Origin of the sequence: Bacillus cereus group sp. MG9 (assembly GCF_040459995.1) — a bacterium.
Lineage (GTDB): Bacteria > Bacillota > Bacilli > Bacillales > Bacillaceae_G > Bacillus_A > Bacillus_A mycoides.
The window spans coordinates 2,863,691-2,883,570 of the sequence record NZ_JARVHC010000001.1 but is presented as its reverse complement, the minus strand read 5'-3'; the positions used below and the strand labels follow the sequence as shown (position 1 = coordinate 2,883,570).

The window sequence follows — 19,880 nt, the reverse complement described above, 5'->3', positions numbered from 1 at the left end:
ACAAAAAGAGTCAGTCTTATTTTTGTATCGTAACATCAGTAATAATCGCATGAAATATATCTCTTTGCGTGAAATCATCTGTAAAAACAGTCTCTCTATTAACCTCAATTGTATCGTGTGGGTTATACCATTTACTCAATAAATCTTTTCCAAATTCAAGTCGTTTTTCTCTCGTATTATGCCGTCTAATCGTTTCTTCAAGTGATAAGTCAAAATAATATGTATAAGCGTTTCCTTCGAAATAATGTATTAATTCTCTTAACATTTCACCGTATCTACGACTGTTTAGTATACCTTCTAAAATAACAAATTCACATTTTCCTTTTCCGTACTTCGTAATTTCAAAAATTAAATCGTGAGACAGATTTCCCATTGTGTCGTGAACTTTTAACATATCTCTACGAACTACATCTTGAGAGACTAGTAGTGTCCCTTGCCCGAAATGTTCTTGCAGTTCCTTTGCGATTGTTGTTTTGCCACTTGCGGAGTTTCCTCGAAGAATAATTAATGTTGATTTCAAATTCTCATCTCCAAATTGTTTTAGTTTTTTAGGTCCTGTTACAAAAGAACTTCATTATGGGAAACATTCTTTTAGTTAGTTAAATAATAGTTTATGATACTCAGTATAGGTTGAACAGAATAATTTCTTATTGTGGGATTATGCAAGTAAAGCTGTTTGAAAAATTTACTATCCGCATATAGAAAAGTTATTATAAGAGTAACTAATAAGGAGGTGACCTATGTTATTCCAAAAGGGACAATTATTAGTTAGATACGTAATAAAAAACGATGCACCTATCATTTCAAAATGGCTAACAGACCCAGAAGTCCTGCAGTATTACGAAGGACGAGATAATCCGCAATCTGTAGAAAAGGTGCTTGATCATTTTATACATCATCCAAACGGTCATGAAAAAAGATGTTTAATAGAATTTGATGCCGTTCCAATCGGTTACATTCAAATGTATCCAGTTGATTCTGAATGGAAAGCGTTATATGGATATGAAGAATCGCAGAATGTATGGGGAATGGACCAATTTATCGGTGAACCACTCTATTGGGGAAAGGGAATTGGAACAAAACTCGTTCAAGCAGCAATTACATACATTATGAAAGAAGTGGGTGCAGAAGCAATTGCAATGGACCCTAAAGTAAATAACGAACGTGCGATAAGCTGTTATGAAAAATGCGGATTTAAAAAGGTGAAGATATTAAAGAAACATGAACTGCATGAGGGGAAATTAGAAGATTGTTGGATGGTAGAATATAAACAATTATAATAAATATGCAGGGGCTTATAAAAATAAAGGGAGCTGTGTGAAATGAAAAAGGTATTACTAGTTATTGATGTGCAAGCGGGTATGTATACAGCAGGAATCCCAGTACATAATGGGGAAAAGTTTTTAGAAACGTTGCAAGAGCTCATTGGGGAATGTCGTTCAAATGGTATTCCGGTTATTTATATCCAACATAATGGACCTAAGGATCATCCATTAGAAAAAGGGACAGATGGCTGGAAAGTGCATGCGGCGATTGCTCCGCGAGAAGGGGAGCTTGTCGTTGAAAAGACGACTCCAGACTCATTCCATAAGACAAACTTAAACGAAGTGTTACAAGGAAAAGGGATTGAGCATGTTATTATTTCAGGAATGCAAACAGAGTACTGTGTTGATACGACAACGCGAAGAGCGTTTAGTGAAGGGTATAAAGTAACATTAGTAAGTGATGCACATAGTACATTTGACACAGATGTATTACGCGCTGAAGATATTGTAAAACATCATAATGTTGTGTTTGGATCATTTGCAGATGTTATTACGTTAAAAGATTTAAAAGTAAAAGCGTAATTACAGAAGTTGCTGTCTCTTAATGGGGCAGCTTTTTTATTTGAAGATAGGCTATCAAACGTTGTCGATAAATCGATATTTCTTGTCGAACCGTTGATATAATTTCATTCACCGTATTGATAGTACAAAAAACAAAAAGGAGCGCCACATCGTCAAAAATTCGACTGATGAGACAGCTACTTTTTTGCACCAGTAATTATGGCTTTATTTCTTCTTATCTTTATCCAACACATTCTGTTCTTCAGCAAACTCCGTGCCATATGCAAACCGGCGATTAATTCGAATGTTATCATTGCTGTGCCTTGTGTGGGAATTAGAAAAGCGATGGACGATTACTTCTGATAATGTAAAGACGATGGCAGAAAGGATACTGCCCCATGCAATTTGCATGTAGTTGTCTAATAAAATATTACCGAAAATCCAAACACTTAAGTACGTAAGTAAGAAATCCGTCATAATGGCAGCGGAATTGCCAATTCGATTTAAAATAATTTTATCAACAAACATATAAGAAACGATTGTGACGAAGAGACTAAAAGAAATGATTTGGACGAGCGTTGCTGGGAAAAATAGAGCTAGTCCGATACTAAAAGCGATGATGCATGATATAAATTTGATAAGTATTACAGTAATATCATTCAATATTTACACCTCCCATTTATACATAGTTTTACAATAAATGCAGGAGTTCATACATTGGAACGGTTTAATTTATATAAAACTTTATCATGCTGAAATTTTATCTAAATATTAAAAAAATAATTAAAAAATGTTATAGTGAAATGAGAGCGTATGACATTTTTAGGTAAGGGGGAATCCGGGATGTGGATAACTTCAGAAGTAGAAATTCCAGATGAGTTAATCGATCACCTTGAACAAGGTAAGTTAGTATTATTCGTTGGAGCAGGAGTTTCTATGAAGGGGAAATCAAACTTACCGAATTTCGATGATTTAGTTGATGAAATTTCGAAAGCTTTATATGTCGAAAGGCGTGAGATGACAGAACCCCACGATTATTATCTCGGTAAAATTGCGAAAACGAAAGATGTGCATCAAGTTGCAAGAGACCTCGTTAATATAGAAAAATCAAAACCAAATCCATTACACTATGCGATTCCAAGGCTGTTTCCGTTAGATACGGATGTTCGAATTGTAACGACAAACTTTGATCAACATTTTACGTCTGTAATTACAGAAATGAATAGAGAGCTGAATATTTATTATGCACCTGCTTTACCGACAGGGAGAGCGTTTAAAGGGTTGGCTTACATACATGGGAATGTAGAACAAGAGAAAGAAGCTTTAATTTTAACGGATGGTGATTTTGGAAGGGCTTACTTAACAGAAGGATGGGCGAGACGATTTTTAGTTGATTTATTTTCAAATTACACTGTTTTATTCGTTGGGTATAGTCATAATGATCCTGTAATGAAATATTTAGCAACAGGCTTACCACCGAGTACAAGGCGTTATGCTTTCGTCGCACAAGGTGATAATACATATCATTGGGAGCATTTAGGGATAAGACCGATTGTGTATCCGAATAAAGCAAATAATCATCAGGCGCTTGTGAAAGCGGTGAAGCGGTGGGCGGAATTAATGGGGGATAATTATATTACGAAAAGAATGCGTATTCGTGATATTGTAACCGTTCCTCCATCAGTAGAGCAGGAGCAATTATCCTATATAAAACAGTCAATAAAAAAAATTGAAACCGTTCGGTACTTCGTTGAATTTGCTCGTGATTATGAATGGGTGGAATGGCTTGAAGCAGAAGGGAAACTAAGAAATTTATTTCTGCTTACAGCAAATTATGATGAAGTAGATGAATTGCTTGCGGAATGGTTAGTGGAGCAATTTCTATTTAGTCATCAAAAAGAACTATTTCAATTGATTTTTAAAAATCATTCTAAAATATCCCCGTTATGGTGGCGAACAATTTGTACTTACTTAAACGAAACGAAAGAAACGATGGACCCTTTGTTGTTTGCAAGATGGACATTGCTTTTATTAGAAACAGCAGAGAAAGATAGTAGCTCTATTGAAATGATCACATATTTATTGCAAAAATGTTCTTTCCCTGAGCATAAAGAAATTGGCTTGTTGCTATTAACGTTTATTTTAGACGGGAAACTTAAATTGAAGCGTGTAAGAAAATGGGGAAATGATACGCAAGAGTCGATTGAACTCGAGGAATCGAGTCGTATACCGATGCCTATTTTTTCTCATGTGGAGCGAATTTGGAAAGAGAAAATGAGACCACATATTACTTACTACGCAAATCCGATTATGGTTACGGGGTTAGAAAAAATACAACTATTGTCATTAAGACAAAATGCACTGAAAAAAAGAGATAGAGAAATTTCAGAGCAGGAGTTACAGCAAAATGATTTTACATTTTTAATTCAAATTGTAAAAGAGTGTCTTACATATTTATGTGAAAACAATGAGAAAAAAGCAAATCATTATATTACAGAAATGATAGAAACTGATAGTGTACTTCAAAAGCGAATTGCAATTGAAGCAATGATTAATAATGTATTCGTTACAGCGGATGACAAACTGAAGTGGCTGTTACATGTAGATGTTCTGTTAGATTTCACATGTAAACATGAAGTGTTTCAACTTTTAAAGAATTATTACGCAGATGCTTTAGAGGAAACGAAAGAAGAAGTAATTCAACATGTATTAGAGTATCTTGCAGAAGAGAGGACGTTTGATGCTTGTCTTGTATTAGACTTACTATTCACGTGTGATTCGAATAGTAAGTGTACGGCGGAAGGATACGAGCTAATGAAACAGAAACACCCCCATTTTTCTTCAGATCTATACAGTGTTCCAAAGAAAGAGGAAAATGAACAACGTATTACATGCAATGTAACAGCTGATGGATTACTGCAGCTGAAAGACGATGAAATAATGGAGCAAGTTCGGCAATTTTCAAGAGACGGTGTTTTTGAACAACGCCATTTTTTAGAGATGTTATCAAAAGCGTGTAAATTGAATGTAGAGTGGAGTATTTCGTTTGCTTATCAACTAGTAGGCGTGCACGAAATTAGTAATGAAGTATGGTTTGTGTGTATTAGAGAATGGCGAAATAATAGGAATTTAACGAGTGAGCAAATTCAAAGGATTATTCCGTTATTGCAGAAGTTTTCTCGAAATACTACTTTTCATTGGCTAATTAGTAGTTTTCTATATGAAATTAGCAATCGATTAGAAGAGCTAGAAGAAAACAGTATACGGGTTATAAAGCGCTTTGCTTTTTCAGTATTTCCACATGTTATGAGAGGGGAAACAGATTTTAAAATTGGAAAACAAGAGTTTTACAATGAGTCTATACAGCATCCTGTTGGGAAGATGACAGCTGTATTGCTAAAACTGTTAGCGTACGATCACTTATATGATCGCAATGTATATGAATATTTATTTTTATTTGAAGAACAGGTAAGGGTTACTTCGGAACGAACGAACTTTATGTTAGCTCGTTTAACAGCAGATATTACGTTTTTATACCATATTGAGAAGCAATGGTGTCGGAAAAATGTACTACCTTACTTAGATTTAAAGAAAGAAAGTGAGCTTACGAAATATGCGTGGGCGGGATTATGTTATACGCAAATTAATCTACATTTGTTTACAGAAATAAGACGATATATTAAGTATGCAGTAGAACATTTAGATGCACTACATCCATATACGAGAGAAGCATTTTTAAAATGGCTTAGCTTTGTATTTATTAAATGCGTATTATATTGGGAGCAAAAAACAGATTGGTTATATCCACTTTTGATGCAAGAAAACGAAGAGAATAAAATTAAGTTTATGCAGTATTTATGCTACTACGTAAAAACGTTAAGTGGTAAGGAACAACAAAAATTTTGGACAGCGTGGCTTAGTGTGTTTTTAAGAGAACGTCCGAAAATGGGCGTAATAACAACGAGAGAATATATGATGCTTTTACGTATTGTTTTATGCATGGATGAGGTTTTAGAAAAAGGATTAAATATTATTTCTAGTAAATTTCAAGGTGTGGAGGGACAATCTAATCAAGAAGAAATGAAACAGTTGTTTATAGAGATACTTGAAAAGAAAGAGCGTATGAAAGCGTATAAAGAATTGTATGCAAATGTGTTTTTCACTTTACTGCAGACGTGTCAAGAAGCCGATTTACTTGAAAGTGAGATCATACAAATAAAAGAACTATTAACCAGGTATGAAGTAGAAAGACATGTATTAAATTTAATAGAAAATGAAATAATTCGCATCGGAATCGTAACGGAGAATTTACAAGAGGAATCATAGGGCGGAAGTGGAATTTTTAAAAAATATATAAAAAGTTATTGACAGTGTTTTGAAAAGCGTTCTATAATACGAATCATACTTATTCAATTTCAAAAACATTTGAATAAACAAAGTGCAATGAAGAGATCACAGTAGTGGTTAGTCTTACTGTAACAGAGAGCTGGTGGTTGGTGTGAACCAGTACAGGGATAATCATGAATTACAGTCTTGGAGCATCTTTTTCGTAGTAAAGATACTATTGTCTTTATGAAGGAAAAGCGGTCAAATGATCGTTAACAGTGAAGAGAGGTAGACGGAAAGTTAGTCTACAACTAGGGTGGTACCGCGATAAATATCGTCCCTACTGATTTATTCAGTAGGGACTTTTTGTATTTTAGTGGTCCAACTTGAAAATAAAATAGTCATGCATTGAAAGGAAAAGCAGTAGTTGTTGTTTCCCTGTAACAGAGAGCTGGTGGTTGGTGCGAACCAGTACAAAAACAAGAGCGAATTACAGTCCTGGAGCATCTTTTTCGTAGTAAAGATAGTTATTGTCTTTATGAAGGGAAAGACGGTCAGATGATCGTTAACAATGAAGAGAGGTAGGCGAAATAAGTCTACAACTAGGGTGGTACCGCGATAAATATCGTCCCTACTGATTGAATCAGTAGGGCTTTTTTGTACAAAAAAGTGGCTTATTAACTAGTAGTTAGTGTCTTTATGGTAATTATTAGTTTAAAATAAGAAGAGGTATCGATTCCACTTTAAATTTGTATAATTAACCAGTTCAGAAAATAGAGAATTTTTTATTCTCTTACTATACTTTTAAAACATTAGAGGAGGATTTCCAAATGGCAAATCATGAATTAGATCAATTACGTAAACAGGTAGATGAAATTAACTTACAACTATTACACCTATTAAACAAACGCGGTGAAATCGTTCAAAAGATTGGGGAGCAAAAACAAGTACAAGGTACGAAACGCTTTGATCCAGTACGTGAGCGTGAAGTACTTGATATGCTTGCAGAGCATAACGAAGGACCATTCGAAACGTCAACGATTCAACATATTTTCAAAACGATTTTCAAAGCAAGCTTAGAATTACAAGAAGATGATAACCGTAAAGCATTACTAGTTTCACGTAAAAAGAAAAAAGAAAATACAATTGTTAATGTTAAAGGTGAATTGATTGGAAACGGAACACAAACGTTCATCATGGGACCTTGTGCGGTAGAAAGTTTAGAGCAAGTTCGCCAAGTAGGGCAAGCTATGAAAGACCAAGGCTTAAAATTAATGCGCGGTGGTGCTTTCAAACCGAGAACATCTCCATACGATTTCCAAGGTTTAGGAGTAGAAGGTTTACAAATTTTACGACAAGTAGCAGATGAGTTCGACTTAGCGATTATTAGTGAAATTTTAAATCCGAATGACGTAGAAATGGCGCTAGAATACGTTGATGTAATTCAAGTTGGAGCACGTAACATGCAAAACTTCGATTTACTACGAGCTGTAGGTAAAGTTAATAAGCCAGTATTATTAAAACGTGGTTTAGCAGCAACAATTGATGAGTTCATTAATGCAGCGGAATACATTATTGCACAAGGTAATGACCAAATTATTCTTTGTGAGCGCGGTATTCGCACATACGAGAGAGCGACACGTAACACATTAGATATTTCAGCAGTACCGATTTTAAAGAAAGAAACACATTTACCAGTTATCGTTGACGTAACACATTCAACTGGACGTAGAGATTTACTATTACCAACAGCGAAAGCAGCACTTGCTATTGGAGCAGATGCAGTAATGGCTGAAGTTCATCCAGACCCAGCAGTTGCGTTATCAGATTCTGCGCAACAAATGGATATTCCAGAATTCCATAGATTCATGGATGAGTTAAAAGGTTTCAAAAATAAATTATCTTAATTCCATATCATAAATGCACTGAAGAGGAAACAGTAGTGCTTATCTCACTGTTAAAGAGAGCTGATGGCCGGTGTGAATCAGTACAAAGGTAAGCATGAATTACAGCCTTGGAGCATCTTTCCCGCCAACTTTTGGAGAGAAAGACGGTCAAACGATCGTTAAAGAAGAAGAGAGGTAGACGAAAGAAGTCTACAACTAGGGTGGTACCGCGATAAACATCGTCCCTACTGAGCGCTCAGTAGGGACTTTTTTGTACAAAAAAATAGTAAAGGGGCAAGAGAAATGAGATACATTACAGCTGGAGAATCACATGGGCCGCAGTTAACAGTTATTTTAGAAGGTGTACCAGCAGGTTTAACATTAACAGCGGAACATATTAATAAAGAATTATTAAGAAGACAAAAAGGGCATGGGCGCGGAAGACGCATGCAAATTGAAACAGATACAGTTGAAATTGCAAGTGGTGTACGTCACGGAATGACACTTGGTTCACCAATTACGTTAATCGTAAAAAATGATGATTTCAAACATTGGACGAAAGTAATGGGTGCTGAACCAATTTCGGAGCAAGAAAGTAAAGAAATGAAACGTACTATAACGAAACCACGTCCAGGACATGCGGATTTAAACGGGGCAATTAAATACGGCCATCGTGATATAAGAAACGTATTAGAGCGCTCTTCTGCAAGAGAAACGACAGTTCGTGTTGCTGCTGGTGCAGTTGCGAAACAAATTTTGAAAGAACTAGGTGTGGAAATTGCAGGACATGTTCTTGAAATTGGTGGGGTACAAGCGAAGCGTATTTCAAACTTACCAATTGAAGAAATTCAAACGATAACTGAAAATTCACCAGTTCGATGTTTAGATAAAGAAGTAGAACAAGAGATGATGAATGCGATTGATGATGCGAAAAGTAGCGGAGATTCTATAGGCGGTATTGTCGAAGTCGTTGCAGAAGGAATGCCAATTGGAGTTGGTAGCTACGTTCATTACGACCGCAAATTAGATGCAAAACTTGCCGGTGCTATTATGAGCGTGAATGCGTTTAAAGGTGCTGAAATCGGAATTGGTTTTGAAGCGGCAAGACAGCCGGGAAGTAAAGTGCACGATGAAATTTTATGGGATGAAGAAAAAGGATACACGAGAAATACGAATAATGCCGGCGGTTTAGAAGGCGGTATGACAACAGGTATGCCAATTGTCGTAAGAGGCGTAATGAAGCCAATTCCTACATTATATAAACCGTTAGCAAGCGTAGATATTGATACGAAAGAAGCGTTCCAAGCGAGTATTGAGAGATCTGATAGCTGTGCAGTACCAGCAGCAGGTGTTGTAGCTGAAGCTGTCGTTGCATGGGAACTTGCCGGTGCACTAGTCGAGCAATTCGGAAAAGATCGCATGGAATTACTAAAACAAAATATTTCGCAACATAACAAATACGCAAAAGAATTTTAATGAAAAGGTGGATTTAACATGCGAGTAAAAGATCAACTATCATCATTACAACCGTATAAACCAGGTAAATCACCAGAGCAAATGAAAGAAATATACGGGAATCATTCATTTGTTAAGTTAGCATCAAATGAAAATCCATTTGGCTGTTCACCTCGTGTTTTAGGAGAATTACAAAAATTGTGGCAGGAACATGCTTTATATCCTGACGGAGGTGCTGAAGTACTCCGTCAAACAATTGCAGAGAAATTACAAGTGCAAATGGAACAAGTGCTTTGTGGTAGTGGACTTGATGAAGTCATTCAAATTATAAGTCGTGCAGTGCTCTGTAAAGGAGATAATATCGTAACTGCTGGCGCGACATTCCCTCAGTACCGTCATCATGCAATTATTGAAGGCTGTGAAGTGAAAGAAATTCCTTTAAAGAACGGTGTATATGATCTAGATGAAATTTCTTCAGCAGTTGATGAACATACAAAAATCGTATGGATTTGTAATCCGAACAACCCGACAGGCACATATGTGAATGAGCGAAAATTGACTCAATTCATTGAAAGCATTAGTGAAAATACGTTAATTGTCATTGATGAAGCGTACTATGAATACGTAACAGCAAAAGATTTCCCTGAGACATTACCGCTTCTAGAAAAACATAACAACATTCTTGTACTTAGAACGTTTTCTAAAGCGTACGGATTAGCTTCTTTCCGCGTTGGTTATGCGATTGGACAGGAAGAGTTAATCGAGAAATTAAATGTCGTACGTTTGCCATTTAACGTATCTTCATTAGCGCAAAAAGCAGCGACGATTGCTTTTAACGATGAAGCGTTTATTGAAGAAATAGTTCGTGTTAATACAGAAGGATTACAACAATACGAAAGTTTTTGTACAGAAAATGAAATTCCATTTTATCCGTCGCAAACGAACTTTATCTTCTTGCCGGTAGATGATGCTGGGGAAATTTATGAAGCTTGTGCGCATGCAGGGTTTATTATTCGTCCGTTCCCAAATGGTGTCCGTATTACAATCGGAACTAGGGAACAAAATGAAGGAGTGATTTCAGTGTTAAAACAACACTTTGAAAATAAAAAAGGTAAGTCTCGAGATGAGGCAAATGTGTAAAAAGGTAGTATTAATCGGTACTGGATTAATAGGAGGCTCTCTTGCATTAGCGATTAAAAAAGAGCACGATGTAACGATTATCGGTTATGACATATTTAAAGAGCAAGTAGAGCGCGCAAAAGAATTACATGTAGTTGATGAAGTAGCAGTAGATTTACAGCGTGCATGTGAGGAGGCAAATTTAATTGTATTTGCCTCTCCAGTTGAAGAAACGAAAAAGTTGTTACACAAACTTGCATCATTTCATTTACGAGAAGATGTCATTGTTACCGATGTAGGAAGTACGAAAGGGACAATCATGAATGAAGCGGAAGCTTTATTAACAAAGAAAGTTTCATTTATCGGCGGTCATCCGATGGCAGGTTCTCACAAAACAGGAGTTGAAAGTGCAAAGGCACACCTTTTTGAAAACGCATTTTACATTTTAACGCCAATGAATCACGTGCAGGCGGATCAAGTAGACGAGCTAAAAGAATGGTTAAAAGGAACAGGCTCTCATTTTCTTGTATTAAATACAAAAGAACATGATTATATAACAGGAATAGTTAGTCATTTCCCACATTTAATTGCAGCAGGATTAGTAAAACAAGTTGAGAAACATGCTGGTGATAATCCGCTTATTCATCAACTAGCGGCAGGCGGATTTAAAGATATAACACGTATTGCATCAAGTAGTCCGAAAATGTGGAGTGATATCGTAAAGCAAAATCGCGGGCATTTATTGGAACTATTAGAAGAATGGATTTCAGAAATGGAAGAGCTATATAAGACGGTTTCTAAAGGAGATGCAGGAGAAATACAAAGTTATTTTGCAGATGCGAAAGAATATCGTGACTCTTTACCAGTTCGAAAAAGAGGGGCGATTCCTGCCTATCACGACTTATACGTCGACGTTTTAGATAAAGTAGGGGCATTAGCCCATATCACAAGCATTCTAGCAGAAGAAGAAATTAGTATTACGAACTTGCAAATATTAGAAGCGCGAGAAGGATTGCTCGGAGTTTTACGAATTAGTTTCCAAAGAGAAGAGGATCGAACGCAGGCAAAAATTGCGCTCGGAAAAGAAGAATACCAAACGTATGAAACAATTTAATGAGGAGGGTGACAACGTGAAAGAAAAAACAGTACAAACTGTAAATAACGGATTGAATGGTACAATTACAATCCCTGGAGATAAATCAATTTCCCATCGTGCTGTCATGTTTGGCGCAATCGCGGAAGGTAAAACAACAATTAAAGGATTTCTTCCTGGTGCGGATTGTTTAAGTACTATTTCTTGTTTTAAAGAAATGGGAGTAGAGATTACACAAAATAGAGACGAAGTTACGGTAATTGGAACAGGATTAGAAGGTTTACAAGAGCCAAAAGCTGTATTAGATGTTGGTAATTCTGGTACAACGATTCGATTAATGTCAGGAATACTTGCAAACACACCATTCTTTTCTTGCGTGCAAGGTGATGCTTCAATTGCGAAGAGACCGATGCAACGTGTAACAAATCCACTAAAGCAAATGGGTGCAAAAATTGATGGCCGAAAAGAAGGAACGTTTACGCCGCTCACAATACGAGGCGGGAATTTAAAGGCGATTGAATATACTTCACCGGTAGCAAGTGCACAAGTGAAATCAGCTATTTTACTTGCAGGCCTTCGCGCAGAAGGTGTAACAACTGTTACAGAACCTCATATTTCCCGCGATCATACAGAAAGAATGCTTGAGGCGTTTGGCGTTACAGTAACTCGCGTGGGGAAAACAGTGAAACTAGCAGGAGGACAGAAGTTAACCGCAACAGATGTTCAAGTGCCAGGTGATGTATCATCAGCGGCATTTTTCTTAGTAGCAGGTGCAATTATTCCAAATAGTAAACTACTATTACAAAATGTGGGAATGAATCCGACTCGTACAGGTATTATTGATGTTCTTGAGAAAATGGGCGCTACGTTTACTGTAGAGCAGATTAACGAAGGAGCATCAGAACCTGCTGCAAATATTACAATTGAAACATCGCCGCTGAAAGGAATCGAAATCGGTGGAGATATCATTCCACGACTGATTGATGAAATCCCAATTATCGCTTTAGCGGCAACACAAGCAGATGGAATTACAGTCATTAAAGATGCACACGAGCTAAAAGTGAAAGAAACGAATCGTATCGATACAGTCGTTGCGGAACTAACGAAACTAGGAGCTCGTATTGAAGCGACCGACGACGGAATGATTATTTACGGTAAATGTAAGCTAAAAGGAAATACAGTACATAGTCACGGTGATCACCGCATTGGAATGATGCTTGCGATTGCCGGCTGTATAGCTGAAGGAGAAACAACGATTGAAGATGCAGAAGCAGTAGGTGTATCGTATCCTACATTTTTTGAAGAACTGCAAACGTTAGCTAAATAAAGTGATGAGAAGCAGATATGCAATGTATCTGCTTTTTTATGTTGGCTTTTTTCGTAAATAATGTTGCTTGATTGCGTAAGAATTTTATCCTTATTGATTTTATGAGATTTTTACGCATAATTGTAACTAAGGGAGATGGTTCCAAGTTGAGTAAACAGAATATCAGCACAACAGTTTCAGGGGATTTAATTGTTACCCATCTAATTGGCAAGATTAATACAGCTGATGTTTATGAATGGTTTAATGGCTTCGAGCAGGTTTGTCAGCAATTCATTTCCGAGGGTCGGAAATACAAATTGTTGGTGGATAGAAAAGGATACACGCCAGATCATTTTTCTGTTCAAAAAGCATGGAAAGATAAGTTCTTCAATGAAACCATTTTGAATCACAGTAAGGCAATTGCGTTTCTCCTTGAAGAAGGGGAGACAATGAATTATTTACAACAATCCAATACAAAAGAATCCGTAAAATTTTTCGATGATTATGAACAAGCATTAATTTGGTTGAATGAATATCCAATATAAAACCTTTATTGAACCAGTTTCTCCTAATCAACTGGTTTTTTTTATGCCCGTAATGTTGCCGTTGTCATAAGTTTCATCACTTTCAAAGGCTTTTAATATTCTTATGCCGCCAATAGAAAGCAGTTGAAAAGAGCCTTTATGTTAGATTGTTTCTAAATCGATATCTTTTGTTGAAACATCCTCGTAATTTCACTTACCGAACTATAATAGTTTGAATTATGATATAATTCAAACGAGGAATGGAGGAGAAAGATATGAACGTTATACAATTAAAAGAAGATAAGTTTAGAGAAGCATTACGTTTATCAGAATATGCTTTTCAATATAAAGCAAATGAAGAATGGATAGAGCAGAAAATTGCAAGAATGAAGGAAAGCCATCAAATATACGGTATTATGGAAGGAGAAGAGTTAGCTGCAAAGTTGCACTTAATCCCTTTTCATATTTACATAGGAAAAGAAAAGTTTAAAATGGGCGGCGTTGCGGGGGTAGCGACGTATCCGGAATATAGAAGAAGTGGATATGTAAAAGAGTTACTTCAGCATTCACTGCAAACTATGAAAAGAGATGGATATAGTGTATCGATGTTACATCCATTTGCCGTTTCATTTTATCGTAAATACGGCTGGGAACTTTGTGCGAATCGAATCGTATGTCAGATGACAAAGAGCGATTTAATAATTAAAAAACAAGTGAATGGTACAGTGAAACGTTTTAGTAAAGATAATCATCCAGAAGAAGTAGAGAATCTATATGAAACATTTGCAGAACGATTTTCTGGTATGTTAGTTCGCGGACGTAAATGGTGGCTACAAGCGGTGTATCATGATTTAACATTGGCAGTTTACTATGATGAAAATAAAACGGCGGCTGGTTACATTTTATACAAAATAGAGAATTCTAAAATGAAAGTAGAAGAATTTGTCCCATTACATAATGAAGCAAGAATTGGTCTTTGGAACTTCATCTGCCATCATGATTCTATGATTAAAGATCTAGAAATGATACTAAGTGAGACAGAACCACTTCTTTACACATTACAAGAACCACGAGTAAAAGCAGAAGTAACTCCATATTTCATGGGAAGAATTGTAGATGTAGAACAGTTTTTCAAACAATATGAATGGAACTGGAACAACGAAGAGCAAGAAGTAATTTTACATATTACAGATTCATTTGCACCGTGGAATAACGTAACGGTTCAACTTAAAAATAACGAAATAACAATCGTTAAAGAAGAAACAGCAAAAGAAAATGGAATTCAAATCGATATTAATGCGTTATCTACTATTATGTTTGGTTACAAGCGACCGCTAGAATTAAATGAAATAGACTTAATAAGCGGTAGCGAAGAGGAGATACGTGCATTTGAGAATGTAGTGCCGGTGCGTAAGCCGTTTATTTATGATTTCTTTTAATTAATGTCATGTGCTATGTATGAGTAACAAAGTACTATAATGATAAACTTTTTATTATAGTACTTTTCTATTTAATAGAGTGAAATCATTGTTTTAGGAGGAAAAGTAAAATGATTAGGCAAGCCGTAGGTGCGGTCGTATTCCAACACAGTGAATTTTTATTGGTACATAAGGTGAAAATTAGCGACATAGATGGAGAATATGCTATGTCAAAGGGGGAATGGGATTTTCCTAAAGGTGGAGTGAAACATACAGATAATGATTTAGAGAGTGCTATTTTGAGAGAGCTGGAAGAAGAAACTGGATCTACAAAGTTTAAAGTTATAAAACAATTTGAAGATAAAATTTGCTTTGGCTTTCCTGAAGAACTCAAAATGAAAACTGGATATGAAGAGCAAGAAACTACTATGTTTTATGTAGAATATATAGGTGACAGAATAGATTTACATCCAAAAGATAATGAAATAAGTCAAGTTCAATTTTTTAAGATACAAGATGTATTGAGGGTTTTAAGCCATGATGATACAAAGAAATTTTTTGATGGGATAACGCAAAAAATATATTAATATCTTAATTGAGTGTGTTATTTGATAAATGTTTCAATAGCGTATTTACACACTTGACTTTTAATTCATGTAATTTATAATTAAAAACGGAATGAATTTTCATTCCTGGAAATTGAGGTGAGAAAAATGGCTAAAAATAAACAAGAAGACATTTTTGATGCTGCTATAAAACTTTTCGCAGAGCGTGGTTACGATGGTACGACAATTCCGATGATCGCTGAAAAAGCAAATGTCGGCGCTGGTACTATTTATCGCTATTTTGAAAATAAAGAGGCACTCGTTAACTCATTATTTTCAAAAAGCATGCTACAGCTATCTGAAACAATAAAGACTGATTTTCCTGTTGAAGCAAATATTCGAGAACAGTTTAGTCATACGTATAACCGTTTATTTGAATTTGCGAGAAACAATGTGGATGCTTTTCTTTTTACAAATTCGCACTGTGATAGTTATTTTCTTGATGAACAGAGTAAGAAAATATTTGACGATTTTATAGGCTTCTTTATGAATATTATTGAAGATGGAATCGAAAAAGGTTTTCTTCGTCCATTGCCTATAATTGCTTTAATTATTATTGTATATCAACCACTTGAAAAATTAATAAAAGTAATGGCGACAGGGCAGTTAGAATACTCAAAAGAATTAGTAAAAGAATTGGAAGAAAGCTCTTGGAATGCTATTAGAATCATTTGATTCTATAGCCTTATAAGGACAGGAATGAACATTCATTCCTAAATAAATATAAAAAACGATTACAGGAGTTGATATAACTGCACAATTTAAGGAATGAATATTCATTCCGCTGGTAGTGATTTGATAGAATTGAAAAATAATTTAATAGGATAATAGGAATGAACGTTCATTCCGAAATGATATTTTCAAAAACAGGGAATGAATGTTCATTCTCTATGCACCATGAAACTCTAATAACAGGAGATGATTCAAATGAGCAAGCTAAAAAGTTGGAGAAGTTTATCTTTTCTATTATGGATAGTTATTACTATTGCAATGATCGTAACGATGCCTAATATGGATCAGTTAGTGAAGGAAAAAGGGCAAATCACGATTCCTAATACAGAACAAAGCAGTATTGCTGACAAGATGATAAAGAAGATGGATAAAGAAGGGGCTGAAAAGTATGAAATTATAGCTGTCTTTAATAGTGGAAGTAAGAAGGCTTTAACAAATGAGCAAAAAGAGGAAATAACGAAAACGATCAATGCCCTGCAAAATGAAAAAGAGCAATTAGGAATTAAGGAAGTCGTTTCACATTTAGATAATAAAGAACTGCAGAAACAATTAGTTTCTAAAGATAATACGACTATTTTAACGCAAATATCGGTAGATAAAAAACATGGTAAAATGTCAAAAATTGCAAATAATCTTCATAAAAAAGTGCAAACGAAAGGAGTTACAACGTACTTAACAGGAAGTGATTTAATAGCGGGTGATTTTCTTACATCCTCTCAAGAGGGCGTGAAAAAGACAGAAGTTATTTCGATCATTTTCATTCTTGTAGTATTAATCATTGTATTCCGTTCACCAGTTGTTCCGATTATTTCTCTTCTTACAGTTGGTGTTTCGTATTTAATTTCAATGGGGATTATTGCCCATCTTGTAGATCAATTTAATTTTCCGTTTTCAAACTTTACGCAAGTGTTTGTAGTAGTCGTCCTGTTTGGAGTAGGAACAGACTATAACATTTTATTATATACAAGATTTAAAGAAGAATTAAGTAAACAAGAAAATGCATTTTTGGCTACGAAAGAAACGTTTAAATCGGCAGGTAAAACCGTTTTATATAGCGGGATAGCAGTACTAATTGGCTTTGCATCTCTTGCTTTAGCGAGTTTTAAATTATATCAATCTACTTCAGCGGTAGCAATTGGTGTCGCAGTACTACTACTCGTATTAACTACTTTAAATCCATTTTTCATGGTGCTTTTAGGAAAAGGAATGTTTTATCCAGTTAAAACATTTAAAGGGCATGAGGATAGTCGCTTATGGGGATTCTTTGCAAAAAATTCAGTAGCAAGACCATTTATCGCTTTAATTATCGTATTCGTGATATCGATTCCATTCGTATTAAAATATTCTAACACGCTTAATTACAATGATTTATTTGAAGTGGATAATAAATATGAATCAAAAATGGGGATTAACGTAATAGAAGAGCATTTTCCGCCTGGTTTTTCTTCACCAAGTACGTTAGTCATTCAATCGGATAAAAAGTTAGATGAGGCGACTTCTTTACAAACTTTAGATGAACTTACTGATAAAATCTCGAAAGTTAAAGGAGTCTCAGAAGTATATTCACCGACGCGTCCAACTGGAGATAAGATTAAAGAATTATATATAAATAAACAAGCCGGAGAATTGAATACAGGCTTAGGCGATGCAAATGGTGGCATAAAAGAAATTAATGAAGGATTAACTGATGCGAAAGATAAAATGGGTAGTAATGACTCAAATAGTCTTGCAAATGTTCAAAAATTAATTGATGGAACAAATGAAGCGAAAAATGGCGTATCAGCCTTAGGGACAGCTTTAAATCAATTATCGAATGGAATAAACAATGGAGCACAAGGAGCGAAGCAAATAGAGGATGGGCTAGCATCATTAAACGGAAATATCAATGCCCTGTCAAATGCAACTTCGCAGCTTCATGCTGGTTATGCTCAGTTAGAAAAAGGTTTAAGTTCGTACGATCAATATTTCGGAAGTATTTCTCAAGCGATTGATGGTGCGAAAAAAGGATATGAACAAATTGAAACGTTAATGAACAATTTCATTCAAACAAAACCAGAATTAGCAAATGATCCTAATGTGCAGCAAACATTAGGAATTGCTAAAGAAGCTCAAAAACAATTAACTGGACTTTCAAAAGAATTAAATCAATTGGCGGTGCAGCATAAAGCAGCGATGAATTCATTTAAAGAAGCGAATCAATCGTTACTGAAAGTAGATAACGGTTTAAAAGAAATGAACAATGGAGTTACCAAGTTACAAAAAGGGGCTGCTGAGCTGAACAAAGGATTGAGCGAAGGGGCTACAGGTTCAAAACAAATTGCGAACAAATCGGCTGACTTACAATCTGGATTAACGAAAATAAACGATGGGCAAGGACAGTTATTAACTGGACTGAAAGATTTACAAGAAAAGATGGGGCAATTGCAATCAGGTTTATCTAAAAGTACAGAGGGTTTAGGAAAAGTAAGTAACGGTCTAGGTGACGCTCAAAAATATTTAGGAGAGCTAAATGAGTCGAAAAGCTCTGAGAAATTTTATATTCCGAAAGAAGTTTTAGAAGGAGAAGATTTCCAAAAAGCATTGAATACGTACATGTCACATGATAGAAAGACTGCTAAAATGACAATTATTTTAGACGTAAACCCGTATTCAAAAGAAGCGATGCCTATCATTCAAGAAATTAATAAAACGATAGATGGTACGTTAAAGGGAACAGAACTAAATGGTGCGAAAAAAGCAATTGGCGGGACAACAGCTAGAAACGTTGATTTAAAAGAAGTAACCGGGCAAGATTTCCTACGTACTGCTACGATTATGTTATTAGGGATTTCGCTTGTATTAATCGTGATTACACGCTCATTCTTAAACTCAATCTTTATTATTGGGTCCTTAATTTTAGCGTACTTTGCATCACTTGGTATAAGTGAACAAATTAGTGCACATGTATTAAACGTAGAGTCATTAAGCTGGAATGTTCCATTCTTTAGCTTCATTATGATTGTCGCTTTAGGAGTGGATTATAGCATCTTCGTTATGATGCGATACAATGAGCTAGAAGGGGATTCAGTAACGAAAATTGTAAATGCATCTCGTCACATAGGAGGAGTCGTATTATCAGCGGCACTTATTTTGGGAGGGACATTTGCAGCGTTAATTCCTTCAGGAGTATTGACACTTATACAAGTAGCATCCGTTGTTGGTGTTGCTCTTTTACTATTAGCTTTAATTGTAATGCCGATATTGTTACCTGCTTTAATAGGATTGACGAGTAAATTGAAGAGTTATAAAGAGAAAATAATAAATACGAAATAAGAAAAACCTGTAGGGAATGTTTTCTCTACAGGTTTTTTGTATATAAAATATGAAATGAAAAAATGATTCAATGTATTACAGAATGAGAAGCGAATAGGGATATTAGAAAGAGGTCGATGATATACAAAAAATAGCTAGGGGAATGGATAAAAACTATTCGATTTCGTTGTAGAAAGCTAATCAACCGTTGCTATTCATCCAGCTTCTACTATATAATAGCTATAGTCTACAATAATTGAGTCGTAATATGCGATTTTTTAAGACAATCGGTGAGAAAA

At 35.5% G+C, this 19,880-nt stretch carries 15 protein-coding genes and 3 other annotated features; of the genes, 13 read left to right on the top strand and 2 right to left on the bottom strand.

The features are described 5' to 3' along the window. Positions 1-16 precede the first annotated feature (16 nt). Positions 17-520, bottom strand: coding sequence for a kinase (locus QCI77_RS14785; protein ID WP_353825136.1), 504 nt, complete (start codon positions 518-520; stop codon positions 17-19). A gap of 220 nt (positions 521-740) precedes the next feature. Here QCI77_RS14785 and QCI77_RS14780 point away from each other — a divergent pair, with 220 nt between their 5' ends. Together QCI77_RS14780 and QCI77_RS14775 are read left to right on the top strand one after the other, a co-directional pair. Continuing rightward, positions 741-1,280 (top strand): GNAT family N-acetyltransferase, encoded by a 540-nt coding sequence (locus QCI77_RS14780; protein WP_353825135.1) that lies wholly within the window; start codon positions 741-743, stop codon positions 1,278-1,280. Between the two features lie 42 nt (positions 1,281-1,322). Beyond that, positions 1,323-1,847, top strand: coding sequence for a cysteine hydrolase family protein (locus QCI77_RS14775; RefSeq protein ID WP_353825134.1), 525 nt, complete (start codon positions 1,323-1,325; stop codon positions 1,845-1,847). A gap of 204 nt (positions 1,848-2,051) precedes the next feature. Here the strand turns inward: QCI77_RS14775 and QCI77_RS14770 are convergent, their stop codons facing one another. Then, positions 2,052-2,489 (bottom strand): YndM family protein, encoded by a 438-nt coding sequence (locus QCI77_RS14770; protein WP_002168161.1) that lies wholly within the window; start codon positions 2,487-2,489, stop codon positions 2,052-2,054. A gap of 150 nt (positions 2,490-2,639) precedes the next feature. Between QCI77_RS14770 and QCI77_RS14765 the strand changes: the two genes are divergently transcribed. From QCI77_RS14765 to QCI77_RS14715, 11 genes are all read left to right on the top strand, one after another. After that, on the top strand, positions 2,640-6,152 hold the full coding sequence (locus tag QCI77_RS14765) for a DUF4020 domain-containing protein (protein WP_353825133.1): 3,513 nt from the start codon (positions 2,640-2,642) through the stop codon (positions 6,150-6,152). Between the two features lie 108 nt (positions 6,153-6,260). After that, positions 6,261-6,497: a binding site (T-box leader), on the top strand. 54 nt (positions 6,498-6,551) lie between these two features. Continuing rightward, positions 6,552-6,788, top strand: a binding site (T-box leader). 194 nt (positions 6,789-6,982) lie between these two features. Continuing rightward, entirely contained in the window at positions 6,983-8,059 is a 1,077-nt protein-coding gene (locus QCI77_RS14760; protein WP_002013433.1) for a bifunctional 3-deoxy-7-phosphoheptulonate synthase/chorismate mutase, read from the top strand. A gap of 9 nt (positions 8,060-8,068) precedes the next feature. After that, positions 8,069-8,288, top strand: a binding site (T-box leader). A gap of 53 nt (positions 8,289-8,341) precedes the next feature. Continuing rightward, positions 8,342-9,514 carry a chorismate synthase gene (gene aroC, locus QCI77_RS14755; protein WP_012261155.1) on the top strand — a complete coding sequence of 391 codons (1,173 nt, stop codon included), beginning with the start codon at positions 8,342-8,344 and terminating at the stop codon, positions 9,512-9,514. 18 nt (positions 9,515-9,532) lie between these two features. Continuing rightward, on the top strand, positions 9,533-10,633 hold the full coding sequence (hisC, locus tag QCI77_RS14750) for a histidinol-phosphate transaminase (protein WP_113769263.1): 1,101 nt from the start codon (positions 9,533-9,535) through the stop codon (positions 10,631-10,633). Continuing rightward, positions 10,626-11,726 (top strand): prephenate dehydrogenase, encoded by a 1,101-nt coding sequence (gene tyrA, locus QCI77_RS14745; RefSeq protein WP_002084896.1) that lies wholly within the window; start codon positions 10,626-10,628, stop codon positions 11,724-11,726. The genes hisC and tyrA overlap by 8 nt, the downstream gene beginning before the upstream one ends. Before the next feature lie 16 nt (positions 11,727-11,742). Continuing rightward, the gene (gene aroA, locus QCI77_RS14740; RefSeq protein ID WP_044438257.1) at positions 11,743-13,032 is read left to right on the top strand and encodes a 3-phosphoshikimate 1-carboxyvinyltransferase; all 1,290 of its coding nucleotides are present in this window, start codon (positions 11,743-11,745) and stop codon (positions 13,030-13,032) included. A 101-nt stretch (positions 13,033-13,133) separates the two neighbouring features. Continuing rightward, positions 13,134-13,556: a SpoIIAA family protein gene (locus QCI77_RS14735; RefSeq protein WP_353825780.1), complete on the top strand. Its 423-nt coding sequence runs from the start codon at positions 13,134-13,136 to the stop codon at positions 13,554-13,556. A gap of 254 nt (positions 13,557-13,810) precedes the next feature. Beyond that, entirely contained in the window at positions 13,811-14,974 is a 1,164-nt protein-coding gene (locus QCI77_RS14730) for a GNAT family N-acetyltransferase (RefSeq protein WP_353825132.1), read from the top strand. Between the two features lie 110 nt (positions 14,975-15,084). After that, positions 15,085-15,540, top strand: coding sequence for an NUDIX domain-containing protein (locus tag QCI77_RS14725; RefSeq protein ID WP_353825131.1), 456 nt, complete (start codon positions 15,085-15,087; stop codon positions 15,538-15,540). Between the two features lie 126 nt (positions 15,541-15,666). Further along, the gene (locus QCI77_RS14720; RefSeq protein ID WP_002013443.1) at positions 15,667-16,233 is read left to right on the top strand and encodes a TetR/AcrR family transcriptional regulator; all 567 of its coding nucleotides are present in this window, start codon (positions 15,667-15,669) and stop codon (positions 16,231-16,233) included. Positions 16,234-16,485: 252 nt separating this feature from the next. Further along, positions 16,486-19,602 carry an MMPL family transporter gene (locus QCI77_RS14715; protein ID WP_353825130.1) on the top strand — a complete coding sequence of 1,039 codons (3,117 nt, stop codon included), beginning with the start codon at positions 16,486-16,488 and terminating at the stop codon, positions 19,600-19,602. Positions 19,603-19,880 lie beyond the last annotated feature (278 nt).

What these genes read in the sequence shown, in the direction of transcription:
- QCI77_RS14780 (WP_353825135.1), top strand. Translation starts at nt 741, where the DNA reads ATGTTATTCCAAAAGGGACAATTATTAGTTAGATACGTAATAAAAAAC.
- QCI77_RS14775 (WP_353825134.1), top strand. Translation starts at nt 1,323, where the DNA reads ATGAAAAAGGTATTACTAGTTATTGATGTGCAAGCGGGTATGTATACA.
- QCI77_RS14765 (WP_353825133.1), top strand. Translation starts at nt 2,640, where the DNA reads ATGACATTTTTAGGTAAGGGGGAATCCGGGATGTGGATAACTTCAGAA.
- QCI77_RS14760 (WP_002013433.1), top strand. Translation starts at nt 6,983, where the DNA reads ATGGCAAATCATGAATTAGATCAATTACGTAAACAGGTAGATGAAATT.
- aroC (WP_012261155.1), top strand. Translation starts at nt 8,342, where the DNA reads ATGAGATACATTACAGCTGGAGAATCACATGGGCCGCAGTTAACAGTT.
- hisC (WP_113769263.1), top strand. Translation starts at nt 9,533, where the DNA reads ATGCGAGTAAAAGATCAACTATCATCATTACAACCGTATAAACCAGGT.
- tyrA (WP_002084896.1), top strand. Translation starts at nt 10,626, where the DNA reads ATGTGTAAAAAGGTAGTATTAATCGGTACTGGATTAATAGGAGGCTCT.
- QCI77_RS14735 (WP_353825780.1), top strand. Translation starts at nt 13,134, where the DNA reads ATGAGATTTTTACGCATAATTGTAACTAAGGGAGATGGTTCCAAGTTG.
- QCI77_RS14730 (WP_353825132.1), top strand. Translation starts at nt 13,811, where the DNA reads ATGAACGTTATACAATTAAAAGAAGATAAGTTTAGAGAAGCATTACGT.
- QCI77_RS14725 (WP_353825131.1), top strand. Translation starts at nt 15,085, where the DNA reads ATGATTAGGCAAGCCGTAGGTGCGGTCGTATTCCAACACAGTGAATTT.
- QCI77_RS14720 (WP_002013443.1), top strand. Translation starts at nt 15,667, where the DNA reads ATGGCTAAAAATAAACAAGAAGACATTTTTGATGCTGCTATAAAACTT.
- QCI77_RS14715 (WP_353825130.1), top strand. Translation starts at nt 16,486, where the DNA reads ATGAGCAAGCTAAAAAGTTGGAGAAGTTTATCTTTTCTATTATGGATA.